Source organism: Aquabacterium parvum, from assembly GCF_001447195.1.
GTDB classification, from domain to species: Bacteria; Pseudomonadota; Gammaproteobacteria; order Burkholderiales; family Burkholderiaceae_C; genus Aquabacterium; species Aquabacterium parvum.
The window spans coordinates 121,953-137,030 of record NZ_LFRI01000415.1 but is presented as its reverse complement, the minus strand read 5'-3'; the positions used below and the strand labels follow the sequence as shown (position 1 = coordinate 137,030).

At 68.3% G+C, this 15,078-nt stretch carries 14 protein-coding genes; all 14 read right to left on the bottom strand.

Going from position 1 to position 15,078, the window contains the following annotated elements; translation table 11 throughout:
• A partial coding sequence (locus ABG80_RS17340; RefSeq protein WP_058088866.1) for a baseplate J/gp47 family protein occupies positions 1-2,059 on the bottom strand: 2,059 nt, incomplete at its 3' end.
• A 30-nt stretch (positions 2,060-2,089) separates the two neighbouring features.
• The gene (locus ABG80_RS17335; protein WP_058088865.1) at positions 2,090-2,482 is read right to left on the bottom strand and encodes a GPW/gp25 family protein; all 393 of its coding nucleotides are present in this window, start codon (positions 2,480-2,482) and stop codon (positions 2,090-2,092) included.
• Complete coding sequence (locus ABG80_RS17330) at positions 2,482-4,650, bottom strand: hypothetical protein (RefSeq protein ID WP_152987702.1); 2,169 nt, start codon at positions 4,648-4,650, stop codon at positions 2,482-2,484. The genes ABG80_RS17335 and ABG80_RS17330 overlap by 1 nt, the downstream gene beginning before the upstream one ends.
• A gap of 11 nt (positions 4,651-4,661) precedes the next feature.
• A complete protein-coding gene (locus ABG80_RS17325; protein WP_058088863.1) occupies positions 4,662-5,387 on the bottom strand; it encodes a phage baseplate assembly protein V in 726 nt (241 codons plus the stop codon).
• Positions 5,387-6,457, bottom strand: coding sequence for a phage late control D family protein (locus ABG80_RS17320; protein WP_058088862.1), 1,071 nt, complete (start codon positions 6,455-6,457; stop codon positions 5,387-5,389). Before ABG80_RS17320 ends, ABG80_RS17325 begins: the two co-directional genes overlap by 1 nt.
• Positions 6,458-6,459: 2 nt before the next feature.
• Entirely contained in the window at positions 6,460-6,630 is a 171-nt protein-coding gene (locus ABG80_RS22925; RefSeq protein WP_160322581.1) for a hypothetical protein, read from the bottom strand.
• 14 nt (positions 6,631-6,644) lie between these two features.
• Positions 6,645-7,400: a CIS tube protein gene (locus ABG80_RS17315; RefSeq protein WP_058088861.1), complete on the bottom strand. Its 756-nt coding sequence runs from the start codon at positions 7,398-7,400 to the stop codon at positions 6,645-6,647.
• Between the two features lies 1 nt (position 7,401).
• The gene (locus tag ABG80_RS17310; protein ID WP_058088860.1) at positions 7,402-7,863 is read right to left on the bottom strand and encodes a phage tail protein; all 462 of its coding nucleotides are present in this window, start codon (positions 7,861-7,863) and stop codon (positions 7,402-7,404) included.
• Positions 7,860-10,730, bottom strand: coding sequence for a phage tail sheath C-terminal domain-containing protein (locus ABG80_RS17305; RefSeq protein ID WP_058088859.1), 2,871 nt, complete (start codon positions 10,728-10,730; stop codon positions 7,860-7,862). The genes ABG80_RS17310 and ABG80_RS17305 overlap by 4 nt, the downstream gene beginning before the upstream one ends.
• A 29-nt stretch (positions 10,731-10,759) precedes the next feature.
• Positions 10,760-11,212: a phage tail protein gene (locus ABG80_RS17300; protein WP_058088858.1), complete on the bottom strand. Its 453-nt coding sequence runs from the start codon at positions 11,210-11,212 to the stop codon at positions 10,760-10,762.
• A gap of 44 nt (positions 11,213-11,256) precedes the next feature.
• Complete coding sequence (locus ABG80_RS17295) at positions 11,257-13,269, bottom strand: phage tail sheath family protein (protein ID WP_058088857.1); 2,013 nt, start codon at positions 13,267-13,269, stop codon at positions 11,257-11,259.
• Between the two features lie 17 nt (positions 13,270-13,286).
• Positions 13,287-14,093: a hypothetical protein gene (locus tag ABG80_RS17290; protein WP_058088856.1), complete on the bottom strand. Its 807-nt coding sequence runs from the start codon at positions 14,091-14,093 to the stop codon at positions 13,287-13,289.
• Positions 14,090-14,701 (bottom strand): DUF4255 domain-containing protein, encoded by a 612-nt coding sequence (locus ABG80_RS17285; RefSeq protein ID WP_058088855.1) that lies wholly within the window; start codon positions 14,699-14,701, stop codon positions 14,090-14,092. The genes ABG80_RS17290 and ABG80_RS17285 overlap by 4 nt, the downstream gene beginning before the upstream one ends.
• 10 nt (positions 14,702-14,711) lie before the next feature.
• Entirely contained in the window at positions 14,712-14,987 is a 276-nt protein-coding gene (locus ABG80_RS17280) for a P-loop NTPase family protein (protein WP_058088854.1), read from the bottom strand.
• Positions 14,988-15,078 lie beyond the last annotated feature (91 nt).

Sequence of the window (15,078 nt, the reverse complement as noted above, 5' to 3'; positions counted from 1 at the left end):
CGGCCTCTGCCCACAGGTCCTTGACGTTGACGGCGGTGTTCAGCGGCCAGCCGTCTTCGCGGCCGGGCAGGTCCGAGGCGCCGTCGATGCGGGTCGGGGCGAGCACGGCGCGCAGCCGGGCTTTGACCGCGTCGCGCACGTCGGGCACGGTGTGGCCACCCGCGACGGTGATGCCAACCGACAGCCACAGGCCGACGTAGTCGGGACCGCGCAGCACCAGCTCGGTGGTCACCAGCCGACGTGGGTCGAGGTGGCGGCACACGGCGTCGATGAAGGCGCCATCGGGTTGGGGCGCATCGGGCTGTCGCGGGTCGTGGCGCGGCACCAGCATCAGCGTGACCACACCGGGTGCGTCGCCAGGCTGGCTGTCGCCCAGGTCGGGGTGCCAGGCGGCCAGCACCTCCACGCGGGCCACGTCCACGCCCGGTGTGCGCGAGGCGATGTCGTGAAAGTCCTCGGCGGTGACCAGGCGGTCGCGGTGGCGGATGAATGAGGCGATGCGTTTTTCGCCGGTGAGGGCGTCTTCGGCGTCGGCGCCGCCCCAGGTCGCCAGTGGGTTGCGCACGCGCACGCCGGGGGGCAGTGCCGGGCCGGCGGTGATGGCACCGGCCGCGACGTTGCCCGCACGGCCGTCGCAAACGTCGTATTGCGCCAGGATGCGCGAGCCGATGGGCGGACGCCTGCCGCGCAGGCCATCGCCGAAGCGCACGGTGCCGGCTTCGGCGTCGAGCAGGTAGACGTCGGTGGGGCGGGTGCTGGCCGTGGCCGAAGCGGGCGAGAGTTGCAACTCGGGGCCGGCCGCCATCAGGTCATCGACCTGGACCCAGGGCTTGGCCTGGGCCTGGACGGCCGCACCGGCATTGATGGCCGTGCCCATGTTGGCCGAATTGACCGTGTTGCCAGCGTCGAGCACGCGCAGCACCACGCCATCCGGCACCAGGCCCGTTCGGCTGAAACGCAGCTGTTGATCGGGCGTGCCGTCGCCCTGACCCAGCACCTCGTTGGAGACCGACACGCGCTGATCGACCATGGCGGCGTTGACGCCCACCCACTTCACGCGCAGGCCGGCCGAGCGGGGTGGCGCCACGCGCACCCAACTGACGATGCGACCCGCCAGGGCCGAGTCATCGAGCGCGGGCGGGAAGTCACCGACACCGGCTTCGAGCGGGTCGAGTTCCGTCCAGGTGAAGATGGCATCGGCCGAAGCGGGCAGGGGCAGCTCGACGATGCCGGGGCCTTGCAGCACGTTGTCGGCGCGGGTGGGCAGCAAGGTGGTGTAGCGCGCCTGCGGCGGCTCGCCTGCTGGCACGCTGACGCGCTGCGGCAGGGCGTACTGCACCAGCTCATCGACCTCGCCTTCGACCGATCCCTGGCCGATGCTGCCCACGGTGCGGGGCTGTGCGTCCACATCGGGCACCAGGCCCAGGCTCAGGCTCTTGCCGGCAATGGCCTGTGCGGCTTCCTGAACCGAGCGGCCGGCGGGGGCCAGCAGCGCCACCCACAGGGCGCCGTCCACCGTGTCTTCGCTCAGGGCCACCGAGCGGCTGCCATCGACCTCGCGGGTTTCGTAGGTGTCGATCTGCGGCACGGGTGCGTCCGGGTCCACCGCCCGGTACAGCAGCTCGTAGTAGGCCTGGTCCAGCTCCTGAACAGCGACCTTGCGCTTGATGAAGGCGCGGCTTTCAATGGGCAGCACGTCAATGGCGCCGCGCGTGCGAAAGGGCACGGCCCCGGCGCGCACCTCGGTGCGGGCGGGCAGCATGGGCACGCCGGCATCGAGCCGGGCGCCGCTGAACACGACCAGGCCTTGTGCGGGCTGCACCGCAGCCAGGGGCACGCCCAGCAGGCGCAAAAAGCGCGCGCGGCTGATCTCGGGCACGCGGTTGGCGCGGTAGAGCAGGCTCTCGGTCAGGAAGGCGAAGAGCTCGACCAGGGTCACGCCCGGGTCGGACTCGGACAGCTGGGTCCACTCCGGCGTGTGCACCGGCACGCGGGCCAGCGTGTCGCGCACCAGGTCGGCGTGGCGGCGGTCGTCGATGCTGGGGACTTGCAGGGGCATGGTCGTCTCGTGGATCGGTTTCGTGTTCGGTCAGCCTTGCACGCTCACGGCCACCGACAGGCGCTCTTGCACCTGGGTGGCCACGAGTCGGTAGGTGAGCGTGGCGATGGCGCTTTCGGTGTCATGGCTGTCGGCAGCGACCTCGACCGACTCGAGCTGGATGCGAGGCTCCCAACGCTTGAGTGCTTCGCCGATGGCCTGCTTGATGAGCGTGTGCGTGGCCAGGGTGTTGGGCTCGAACAGGAAGCGGCGCAGGCCGGCACCGAAGGCAGGCAGGCGCAGGCGTTCACCCGGCTCGGTGCTCAGGATGATGCGGATCGACTCGTGCACATTGGTCTCGCCCACGGACCAGGCCATGCGGCCATCGGGCCCCACGCGCGGCGGGAAGGCCATGCCCTGGCCGAAGATGCGTCGGTTGTCCATCACGGGGCCTTCTTTCCCTTGAAGCCGGGCACGGGGAAGCACACGATGAACAGGGGCAGCCAGCGGAAGATGAAGTCCAGCAGGCTGACGATGATGGTCAGCAGGATCAGCGCGCAGATGGTGATGATCGGGATGGACAGCGAGCACATCACGCCCAGGGCGTCGCCGTTGTCCTTGCAGGGCCCCTTGCCCTTGACGTCGAAGTCCTTGTGGAAGGGCCAGGGCAGCACGCTGAGCACCAGGTCGCCAAAGGTGATGCCTTTGAAGCGGTCGATGTGGCCGCACAGCATGTCCGACATCATGAAGACGGTGTTGCGGTCGAACTTGCGCAGGCCAGCCGGGCTGATGTCCACCGGCAGGCCGATGCGGATGGGCCTGGCGGGCGCATCGGGGTCGAAGAAGCTGGCGAGCTGGAAGGGCTCGGTGGGCGCGCTCAGCAGCGTGCCTTCGAAAGGCGCGCAGTCAGGGCGCTCGTGCACCATGCGCATCACGTACCAGGCCTCGCGCATGTCGCTGGGCTGAAAGCTCGCCAGGCCCGGTTGGGGCACCGGGGCGGTGAGATCGAGCGCGGTGGCGGGCACGAACGCCATCAGGTCGGCGATGCGCTTCTGGATGCGTTCGACGGGGTAGTCGGCCGGGTCGTTGGCGGGCGCCTGCGTGGAGGACAGCGGTGGCGGCACATCGTGCCAGGGGTCGACCAGCAAGAACAGGAAGTCGGGCCAGCGGGTGAGCTCGTGGTCGCGCGGCAGGGTGTTCGTCCAGGTGGGCTCTTCAGATGGCCGCATCGAAAACGGCACGGTCGCGAAAGCCGGGTCGCCAGAGAGCGCGCCTTCGAGCCATTGCGAGTGCGTGCGGCCGCCGCGGCTCATGCCGATGCGGCGCAGGGCGTCGGGCAGATCGATGGCCACCTGGTTGACGGCGAAGAGGTCGGCGCTGGCATCGCCTTCGATCAGCGGGAGGTTGCTGCCTTCGATGAGTTCGGCCGGTGTCTGCACGGTCTGCAGCAGCGTGTGCCAGGTGACCCAGTCGGACTGGGGAGGCAGCGCACCGCGCGTGTAGCTGGCCAGGCCGTCGAGCCACGACAGGTAGCCGGGCATGTGGTCCGACAGCCAGGCGCGCAGGTCCAGCAGGATGTACCAGGTGTTGAGCTGCAACTGGCTGCGCAGGCGGCGCAGGGCTTTGGCATCTACTTTGGTCTTGTCTGTTCGGCTTGCTGTGAGCCGACCTTCTTCGTTGAAAGCAACGCGCAAGTAGATGTTGAGCACCGGCTGCATCTGCAGGTCGCGAGCCTGGTTGAGTTGCGCCAGCCAGGCCGACAGCACCTCTGACTGCAACTGCACGCGACGGGCTTGCACGGCCTGCTCTTGGGCGAGGGTCGCCGCAGCCTGGGCGCCCGCACCCGATCCACTGGCGACCACGCCTTGCTTCATGCGCGCCGATTGGTACACCTCGCGCCGCCCCACCGGCACGCTGCCCACGAACAGCCGGCGTGCCTGCTCCTGCAGGTCCGTGAAGCGGGCCGGGAAGGTGGACAGCCTCTCTTCGGTGGGCAAAGGCTTGCCCAGGCCCGCAGGCACCTCCTGCCAGTGCCCCTGCTGCTCATCGGACACCCAGGCGTACTCGGTCCAGCCCTGCAAGTGGGTGGGCACGGGCAAGGCCGCGTTGGGCGTGATCGGCCCGGTGGGCAGGATGCGACGCAGCACGAAGGACACCTTCTGGCGGGCCACGTCCACCGTGCGGTCGGGCAGGCCGGCGGTCTGGCACACCAGCGAGGCCGCGACCAGGTAATGACGCTGGTGGACTGGTTGGTATAGCTTGATCGGGTGCGTGGTGCTGGGCGGTGCGGGCAAGGCGGGCAGGCCACTTTGGGCCTGGGCGCGCGCCAGCAACTTGCGGCGCACCGGCAGCAGCCGGCTGGCTGGGCGCTCCAACCAGGCCTGCGGGTTGGGCTGCAGGCCCACGTGCGGTGCACGCCAGGTTTCGTACTGCGCGGTCAGGGCCGGCAGCGAGGCCGGGTCATGCGCCAGCGTGCTCAGCAACTGCTCGATGAAGTCATCGGTGGCAAAGCGCAGGATCTGTGGTTGCTGGACCAGGCCCGGGCGCGCGATGGCGGCCTGGCCGGTGCGCCAGTAGGGCTGGGGGGCGGTCCATTGCAAGGGGTGGCTCATGGCGCGCTCCTTCACCAGATGTTGCCCGCGCCCGGCGTGTACGAGGCGCTGATGATGCTGTTGCAGATCACGGTGTCGGCCTTGACCACACCGGAGAACTTGCTCATGCCTGCGTCCACTTGCACCAGGCTGGCCGAGACCGCCACCTGCGTGGCCTGCACCGTGACCTTGGCCGATGCGTTGATGGTGATGCCGGCGGTTTCGAGCTTGACGGAGTTGCCGTTGCTGTCTTCGATCAGCACCGCACCGGGCCCATCTTTGAGCGTGACCTTCTGGCCGCCCGGGGTCTCGAGGATCATCTGCTCCTGGCCGTTGCTGTCGTCGAGCGTGACCTGCACGCCGTTGCGCGAGCGCAGGACCTTCTTGTTGTTCTGGCCCGAGCCATCCATCGTCGTGGGCGGCGCGTCCTGGCCGTTCCACAGTCCGCCGATGACGAAGGGGTGGCGCAGGTCGCCGCCTTCGAAGGCCACCAGCACCTCGTCGTCCACATCGGGGATGAACCAGCTGCCACGGTTGTTGCCGCCCATCATCGTGGCCAGGCGGGCCCACAGCTCGCAGGCGGCGCCGGCGCTGTCGGGCAGCCAGGGCAGCTTGACCTTGATGCGCCCCTGGTTGTCGGGGTCGCGCAGGTCGGTGACCAGGGCCACGTGCACGCCATGGAAGAGCCCGCCCCAGCCGCTGGCCTGACGGGCGTGCAGCAGGGTGTCGAGGGTGTTGTGGGCAAGGGGCGCGAGCATCAGGGCCTCCCGATCCAGGCGCGCTCGACCGTGAACTCGGTGCGCAGGCCGCGTTGCAGGTCGAAGCGGTGGATCACGTCGTTGACGCCGTAGGCGCCGGTGAAAAGCGGGCCCAGGCCCTGCAGGTCCACGCGGGCCCCGGGGCACAGGCGCGGGTTGGCGTCGGCTTCGCCCGTGCCCATCACGAAGCGGCGGGCGATCTGCCTGAAGTGAGACTCGGCCTCGCTGCGGGCACCGGCGCTGTCACCGGGCAGGCGGTGGGCCACGGTGTCTTTTCGGTCGCCAAGGGCTTGCTGCAGAACTTGTGGGCCGCTGTCGCCGTCGCGCGCTTCGTTGCCCAGGCAGGCGGCTTCGGCGGTTTCGGAAGCTGCTTGTTTGCCTGACACGTCCCACGCCGAGCAGGTGATGGCCGTGCGCTGGTGTGCCAGGTCAGCCGTCAGTCGGATGTCGCGCAACTGGTTGCCACGCGTCAGCGTCAGGTCGGGCTCGGTGCGCTGCGAGCGGCTGCGCACGCGCAGCTTGCCGTCGCGCAACGACAGGTCGGCATCGGCCACCAGCATGCGCCGCCGCAGGAAGGCCAGGTCGCTTTCGTTGGCTTGGACCAGCAGTGGCCAGGTCGGCCCGCTCAGGTTCACATCGGCTTGCAAGCCGTGGTCGTTGGCGATCTGGCGCACGAGGTCGGCGTCGCTGATGCCCTCGAAGTGCCGTGTGCGCCGGGTCATGCGAAGGTCTTGCAGGCGGTCGTCGGCGCGAACCACCAGGGTCGGCGCCGAGGTGGGCGGGAAGGCGGCTTCGATGGCCATGATGCGCCCGTCGAACAGCACCTGATCGCCCAGCTTGATGCGAAAGGCCTTGCCGAACTCCAGCACATCCCGGCCGAACCAGAGGTAGCCGAGCTGCTCCTGCTCGCCCACGCCCCAGTTGCCGAACTCGGCTTCGCAACTCGTCAGCCCATCCACGCCGTCGCGCACCGCCAGGCGGATCAGGCCGGCATCCAGGCGCGCTCGGGCCTGCCCATCCACCTCGATGGCGGGGCGTGCCGAAACGATGGCCGAGCGGTCTGCGTCCACGGTCAATGGCTCCAGTTGCGCAAGGCCTGCTCCTGCAGGGCCTGCAGGGCGCGTTGCAGCGCGATGTCATCGACCGCGTTGGCGCCTTGCGTGTCGGGGGCGGGCGCGGCATCGTTGCCGCTGCCCCGGTTGTCTGTGGGCATCACCTCGACTTCACCGATCACGACGGGCATGGTTTGCTCCTCACTCAGAATGGGCTGCGCGGCAACTTGGCGCGCAGGTCGATGAGCTGGCCGGCGGCCAACTGCCTCGGGTTGTCGATGCCGTTGGCCGCGGCGATGTCCTGCCAAGAACGGCCGGCGCTGGCAGCCAGGGCCTGCAGGCTGGCGCCCACCGAAGCGGCGGTCAGCGGGTTGCTGCCGGGTGGGCGGGGCGCGCCGGGCGCGCGGGCGCTGTCGCCGAAATCGGCCACCAGGATCGTTTGCTGCGACAGGCCCAGCGACACGCTCGCCCGCAGGGGCTTGCCTTCGGGCGAGAAGAACTCGATGGATTCTTCGATGCTGTCGATCAGCCCGTCGAACAGGAAGGAGCCCCACGAGAAACGCACGCCGGGTGGCACGAAGCGTGTGGCGTCCTGCTTTGATTTCTTGGGCGTGATGAAGTAGATGACGTCTTGTGTGAGCCGCCGGACATCGTCCACGCGCTGGCCATCGACCGTGGCGTTGGCGTCGAACCAGAGTTGCACCGTGAGCTTGGTGGTGCCCGCGCCCACGAACTGACGACCCGAGGTGCCGCTGCCCTGGTCACCCGAGCTGCCGCCCGAGCCGCCTGCGCCACTGGAGGCGCTGCTGCTCGGGTTGTTGTTCTGAACCTGGTTGGCAAAGGCCAGCTTGAGCGAGTCGGGGTTGAACTGGACCGTCACCTTCTTGGGGTTGTCTGCTTCCTTTTTGAGGGTTTCGTCCAGCTCGATGAGCTGGGCCCGTGCGATGCTTTGTTCGGCCATGTCAGATCCCCAGTCCCGCGCGTTTGACGCGGATGCGCTCGTAGGCGATCTGCAGCTCTTCGATGGCGATGGCGCCGTCCTTGGCGTTGAGCGGCGGTGCCTTGACCTTGATCGGCAGGCAGCGCGAGAGCACGAAGCGCACGCGCTCTCGGCCATCGGGCGCCAGCAACACCACCTCGGCATCGGCGCGCAGGCTGGGGTCGGCCAGGCTGTCGTTCATCCACAGCCACAGGTCGAGCGACTCGTCGGTCATGCCGCGCTTGAGCGTGAGCTGGCCGACGGTGGCCGGTCCAGCCAGCCGCACCTGGCGGTCGTTGGCGCCACCTTCGCGGATGGTCTTGACCTCCATGCCGATCTCCAGGCCATCGCACTCGGAGAAGGCGGCCGAGACCAGCGGGGCCGAGCCATCGCTGCGCACGATCTCTACCGCGAAGTTGAAGGCGGTGAGGGGCAGGGCGCTCATGCCATGTTCTCCTGCGCGCGCACGCGGTCACCGGCGCGCACCAGGCGCACGGTGAGAAAGCGCAGCGCCTGGGCGGGGGCCACCTTCAGTTCGATGAACAATCGGCCGGCGTCGATGCTGGCCGGGCTGTTGAGCCCGTCGTCCACCACCACGACCTGAAAGGCTTCGCGCGCGCTGCGGCCAGCGAAGGCGCCTCGTTGCATCAGCTCGCCCAGCAGGGACTCGAACGCGCGCTCGATGGTGCGGTGCAGTGTCGGGCCATTGGGCTCGAACACGTACTGGTTGCCTCGGCGCAGGGCGGCTCGGCGCAACAGCGACATCAGCCGTCGCACGTGCACGGGGCGCCAGTCGGCGTCGAGGTGGTAGAGGGTGTCTTCGCCAGCGAGCACCACGCCGTGCGCGGCTGTCACCACCGGGTTGACCTGGGCTTCGAGCAGCGCCTGGCGTTCGGCGATGCTGGCGGCCAGTGACACGCCCAGCACGTCCTTGAGCGGTCGGTTGGCCACGGCCAGCCAGGCACCGCGTTGCCAGGCCGATGCAGCCAATTGGCCGGCGGTGGCGCCATCTGGCGGGGCGCTGATCACCCGCTCACCCGAGCGCAGCTGCAACCAAGGGTGCTGCAGGCAGCCATGCGAGAGCGCACGCGCCTCGTCGGGCAGCAGGCCGGGCACCTCGGCGGTTGGGTCAGGGGTGCGCAGGCGATCGGCGTGCAGCCGTGCGTCGGTCCATTGCGCCTGCTGCGGCAGCGCCTGCACGGCCAGCAGGTCGCCCCTCGCGGCGGCGATGCGCAACATGAGGCGGTGCACGGCCAGCAGGTCGGTGTCCTGGAAGGCTCGCAACTCGAAGTCGCTGTGACCGATGCGCACCTGCAGGCGATGCGACCAGGGGCTGACCCGTTGCCCGTCGTGGGCACGCACGCGGTAGTGCCAAGTGCCACGGGCTTTGCCGATGGCGTTGAACAGCGTCAGCCGGCCTTTTTGCAGCGTGACGGCAATCGCGAAGTCGGCTGTGGTGGACTCCTGCAGCTCGTAGCACAGGCCTGCTTCGGGCTCGCTCCAGCGGATGCGGAAGTGGCCCTGCGCGTCGGGTGCGGCGTCAGGCAGGAAGGCAGGCGCAGCCAAGGGCCGCAGGCTGCACGAAAGGAATTGGGAGCGATCGGTCTCGAGCGGGGTGTTCGGGGTGCGGTGGATGCTGCGCGCAGCACCCTGGCCCGTGACGCGCTGCCAGCCCGGGTGAACCGCGTCGGGGGCCAGCAGCAGGGTGGCTTCTTCCCCCAAGCCGGTCTGACCGTAGCCGAACGCCGCGTGCAGGCCGCGCAGGGGCTGCGCGCGTGTGTGCAGGGCCAGCAGGTTGTCGGCCTGTTCGGTCAGGGCCTCGGTGGGCAGGCTGGCGAGCTGCCTGTCTGCGAACAGATGCCAGCTGTAGTCCGCCAGCCCCTCGCGCATCAGTGCGGGCAGGCCGACGCCGCGCGCGCCAAGACCTTCCCCTGCGTCCGGCGCGTTCCAGTTCGACAGGTCGCCCAGGGGCAGCCAGAAGCAGTCGATGGCGCCGTCGTCAGCGCTCAAAGGAAAGCGGCGCAAGCTCCGGTTTGCTGCGTCCTGCAACGACCTGGGTTGCATGGCTTGGTGCTGGTGATGCAGCCAATCGTCGACCAGGCCGGGCAGGGCCCTCTGGCGGGATTGCCAAGTGGTGTCGTCGTCGAGCTCTGGGTGGTCGCTGGAGGGCGCGATGCCAGGTGCGAGGTTCAAGGCCAGCGCACCGCTCGAAGACGCTTTGGCGTTGTTCAGGGTGCCTGGCTGACCAGATGCCTCCAGGTTGGCTTGCAACCAGTGGCCGGTGCGAGGCTGCGCACTGTTGACCCAGCGCAGGAGCGTGGCCCGCCCGAGCCTGGCGGGCACCCGCCAGGGCCTTGCAGACAGCTCGGCCGTGACCAGGCCTTGCTCGTCGGGCACACCGGTGAGGTGAACCTCGTCCAGCGCGGCCCAGGCAGCTTGAGCGCCTCTGCGAAAGTGCAGTTGAACCACCTCGCCAACGCCCAGCGCCACGCGCGCCGGCAGGCGGCATCGCCACCTCAGTCGGCCTGCCGACCACTGCCCTTCGGCGGCGACGGGTCGTTCGATCTCATCGCGACCTCGTGCGCCGCGCTCCATCCAGACCATGCGCATCAAGCTGGGTTCACCGATGACGGCTTTGACGGTGCAGAGTCGGTCCAGCGTGATGTCACGCTGCAGTCGAGCCGCGTTCATGTGCACCACGCCTGTCTCGACCACACGTCCCTGGACCCAGTCATCGACATCCAGCTGCACGCGGATCGCTTCACCAGGCATGAGACCCAGTGCGTGCGGACCCTCTGCGCGCAGCGCCAGTTGTTCGCCGCTCAGGGCCAGCGGTGTCAGGGCCAACGCATGTGAACTGACCCACGCCTGCAGGCTCAGGCCATCGGCCCAGGCGCCCGGGCTGCCAGCGCGCAGCCAGGCGGCCTTTGCCACCCAGTCGCCTGAGCCTGACTCGCGGCGAACCTGAAGCATGCGTTGCACCGGAAATCGGGTGGTCACGGCGTCGTCGCCGGCCACGCGCACCACCCAGGCGCGGCGACCGCCCTGCAGGAAGAACTGCGCCACGCTGCCCGGCATCAGTGCGCGGGTGTTTTCTTCGGCTTCGCTGGTGGCGGCCACCAGCACCAGTTCAGCGCCAAATACCGATTCAAACTCGAGGGTGCTTTCCACCGCCACCGGCACGCCCACGGGCCCCCGTTGGGCGAAGCCCACGAAGCAGGCGATGTCCATGCGCGGCAGGGCTTCGTCCAGCGCTGGGGCGGGCACGTCGAAGCGCAGGCCTGGCAGGGGGCGTGACAAGGTGCTGCTCATGGTCTTCGTGGCTCAGTCTCGTGAACCGATCACTCCATTTCCAGCCGCTCGTAGGCCAGCACCAGCTCTTCCATGGCCACGTCGGTGCCCTTGGCGTTGAAAGGGCCTGAGGTGTGCTTGATGACCCGGGCGCGGATGAGCTTCCAGGTTTGCACGACCGTGGTGTGGTCCTCGCTTTGCAGCTGGATGGTGACCGTGCGCAAGGCCTTCTGGTCACCGTTGCGGATCTGGTCGAGCCACTGGTAGAGGTTCAGCGAGCCGATCACACCGCGCTTGAGGGTCACGTCGGATGCCTTGTTCAGGCCCGTGATCTTGCGCACGCTGTTTTCTTTCTCGTTGCCGTTGCGGTACTCGGACACGGTCACTTCCATGCCGATGCCACTGACTTCCTGGAAGCCGGCTTCGGGGCCTTCGGTGTTGCCGGTTCCCAGGTCGACCAGGAAGTTGAACTGGACGTAGGGGCGGTCGCGCAGCACTGCCATGTTGTTTCTCCTTCAGGGATTCGGGTGTGAGGTCACGGGCGGGCTCAGGCTCGGCGGTCGCCGGTCCACTGGCCGATGCGGAAGATCACGAACTCGGCAGGCTTGAGCGGTGCCACGCCCACCAGGCAGACGAGCCGACCGTTGTCCAGGTCGTTCTGGCTCATGGTGCTGCGGTCGCAGCGCACGAAGAAGGCCTTGTCCGGCTTGTCGCCCAGCAGGGCGCCGGACTGCCATTCGTTGAGCAGGAAGTCTTCGATGGTGCGGCGCACGTTGGCCCACAGCTGTTCACCGTTGGGCTCGAAGACGGCCCATTGCGTGCCCTTGTCGATGGAGCGCTCGAGGTAGGCGAAATAGCGCCGCACGTTGAGGTACTTCCATTCCGGGTCGGAGCTGATCGTGCGGGCGCCCCACAGGCGCATGCCGCGGCCTTCGAAGTAGCGGAAGCAGTTGATGCCTTCGGGGTTGAGCACCTCTTGCTGCCCCTTGTTGAGCAGGGTTTCGAAGCTTTGCGCCAGCTTCACCACCTCGTTGGCCGGCGCTTTGTGCACGCCCCGCTCGATGTCGTTGCGCGCGCAGATGCCCGCCACAAAACCGGACGGCGGGAGGTTGATCTCGCGGCGCGTGATCGGGTCGAGCACGGTCACCCAGGGGTAGTAGAGCGCGGCGTGCTTGCTGTCGAGTTTGGCGCGCATGCCGCGCACCTCGGCCACGGGCAGCTTGTCGCCGCTGTCGAGCAGGGCCACGCGATAGCGCATGCGCTCGGCGTGGGCGATCAGTTGTGCGATGACACCGTTGGCTTCTTCGCGGAAGTTGGCGTAGTCCCAGGTGCTGCCAGGCGCAGCGACCATCGAGATGTCCTCGATGTCCTCGAACTGCTTGAGCCCCAATGAGTGGCCTTCGTTCTGATCGGCCTTGCCCTCGTACTCGGCGGCGCCAGGGCGTTGTCCATCGTTGCCGCCGGTGAGCTGGAAGTCCACCCACACGCCCAGCGTGAGCTTGTCGGCCGGGGTGATCTGGCGGCGCGTGTCTTCGGTGGTGGGCACCAGCAGGTCGGTCGGGTCATCGCCGAAGAGGTCGCGCAACACATCGAAGGCGCTGACCACGGCCAGCGGGTCGCGTGCGATGACCAGTGGCAGGGCACGGGCGTCTTCGGCCGACGACGGGGTGTTGGCGAACTTGGCGAACACCGAGTCCAGCGCCACACCCTCGCGGTGGGCCGGGTCCAGGGGGAGGCCGCTCCAGGTGGCCAGCTCGCGCGTGCCGTCGCGAGTCAGCAGCGACACGCTCAGCGTGACCACCCGCACGGAGTCACCGGCGTCGGGCGTTTGATCGACGGTCAGGGTGCTGACGTCGAACCAGTCGCTGTCTTCCACCGGTGAGGTGACCTGCATGGGCTCGAAGACCCAGGTGGCTCGCGGCTCGTCCCAGTGAACGATGCAGAAGGTGCCGGTCTCGCGGCCTGCTGGCGAGCTGGTTCGATCGCGCACCCAGACCAGGTCCAGGTCTTTCACCGATCGCAGGGTGTTGACCGGGTCGCCGCTGATCGGGTCGATCGTGCTGGTCAGCACGTTGGCGCTGCCCTTGAGCGTGAAGCGCACGCGCAGGTTGGCGGCAGCACCTGGGTGGCGGGCCCGCACCCGCACGCCGCCCGTCGACGCGATGTCCACCCGGGCATGGCCGTCGTCGTAGGCATCGGCCAGTGCGGGCGGCGTGAGGTCGTCCTCGTCGCCGATGGGGGTGTAGTCACCCACCAGGGGCTTGAACACGCGCGAGATGTACAGGCGCCTGCCGCCCTCGGTGAAGAAGGCACGCACACCGTGCCAAAGGTGGTTCGGCGCTTCCGCATTGCCGTCGAAGACCAGCGGCGAGCCCGCCCTGAACGGGTCGTACAGGCGTTCGTAGGCCGACAGGCTGGTGACGAGGTCCGGCTCCAGGGCAACCGGACCGAACGCGGCTGCGCCGATGAAACCGGTGGTGGTGGTCGACACCCCCTCGATGGTCTTGGCGCGGAACGAGGTTTCTTCGACGAAGACGCCTGGGGCGAGGTACTCGGGCATGGGGATCTCCTGCGGAGTCAGTCCGCGACGAACACGAAAGATGACGGGGAACGGTGGGCCTCCAAGGGCACGCCCGCCTGGAGGGACAAGGGGGCCAGCGGGACATCAGGGCCCACGGCTTGCAGCAAAGGGATCTCGGGCTGCGCTGGCAGATCGGTCCAGTCGACCAGCGTTTGGGGCTGGCGTTCGGGGTGCCACCGCGCGTGCAGGGTCACGGTCCAGTCGAGCAGGGCCTCGGCGGTTGCGGGCGAGCCGTGCGGCAGGCCCTCCCGTGGTTTGGGCAGGGGAAAGAGAAGCTGCGCGCGGCCCTGCGCGTCGGCCAAGCCTTCGGCCAGCACGTTGCTGCCCAGACGCAAGGTCAGCCAGGCCCAGCAGGCGGGCAGGGTGGTGTCGCTGCGCCGGCGCAGGTCCACCTTCAGGCTGGCCAGCGCCTGTGGCACCTGACGTGTGATGGCGCTGTAGAGCGGCACCCGCAAGATGTCCGGCGCAGGCCAGGTGGGGCGCAGGAAGGCATCCACATACCGACCAGATCGGTCTCGCACGCGCAGGCTCAGCCTGCCGGTCGGCGGTGGCGAGTCAACCAGGTCGTATGGGCTTGTCGGGCCATCGAGCAGTGTGTGCACTCCCCGCAAGCTGTGCAGGCCGTACACGCCACTGCGACCCGGGCTCAAACGCCTGGGCTGATCGGGTCGCCAGGCATCGATGGCCTCGACCCACAGGTCATCGCCGTGAACAGGCTTGCCGTCCACGGCATCGTGAAACAGCACCCCCAGCAAGGCGGGGCGCACGATGCGATCGGCGCCAGGGTTGAGCACATGTGTCATGGCTGGCCCTCTGGCGTGATCTGGCCCACGCCGAACTCGCGGCTGACGACCAGCGGGCCCTCGTCCACAAAGCGGTTGGACTCCAGTTGCAGCATGCGCACGCTGTAGTTCACCGAGGTCATCCAGCGGTTGCGGAACTTGTCCCACAGGCCGAGGTGGTCCGGCAGGCTCATCGGCTCCAGCAGCAGTTCGATGGACTCGTCGGGCTTGAAGGCGGGCACGCTGCGCTGAGTCAAGGCCTGGTTGAGCAGAGCCGCTGGCACCGTGGCGTTGTCCTCCAGGAAGCGCATCAGCCAGCCTGTCAGGCGCAGTTGGCGCTCTGGCTCGGCCGCCCAAGCTGTCACCAGGATTGACAGGTCCACGGCCAGGCTGGGCATGCGCTTGCGACCATCTACCTCTCGCAAGGGCTGAGAGCGTCGCAGTGCTGCGCTGGGTTGGATGCGCCAGACCAGCAGCGAAAATCCCTCGGTGACTTGCGGGCTGCTGAAGTCGTGCCCGCCATACAAGGTGAACGTGGGGGTGGCGGCGAACTCCTCGCGGGGGCAGTGGTCCTCCACCATCTTCAGGATGGTTTTGGCGACGGCGGCGATGGCAAGGTGATTGGCCATGTGATGTGTGTCAGTGATCGGTCGGACGTGGACCTGGCTCCAGAGGACGGGCAGCCAGGTAGGCGGTGGGTGCCCAGGCTTGTTGCAGCCTGTGGAGGAAGCCCTCGGCTTCGAGCGTTGTCAGCGCCTGCTCCACCACTTGCAACGACACCTCGCCCAACAAGGGCAGGACCCACCATCGCTGGATGCCCTCGGCCGTGTCAGAGGCCTGCGGGTGTCGCAGCAAGTGGCGACGGATGACCTCGGCCACTGCGACGACTTCCCGTGAAGGCGACTGCGCGTCCATCCGACTCCCCCTGGTTGGCGACTGAGATCTGTGATGTTTCTCACGTCGATGCAAAGCGCAGGCCAGGTGGATGCCTTGCCTTTTCCCTGGG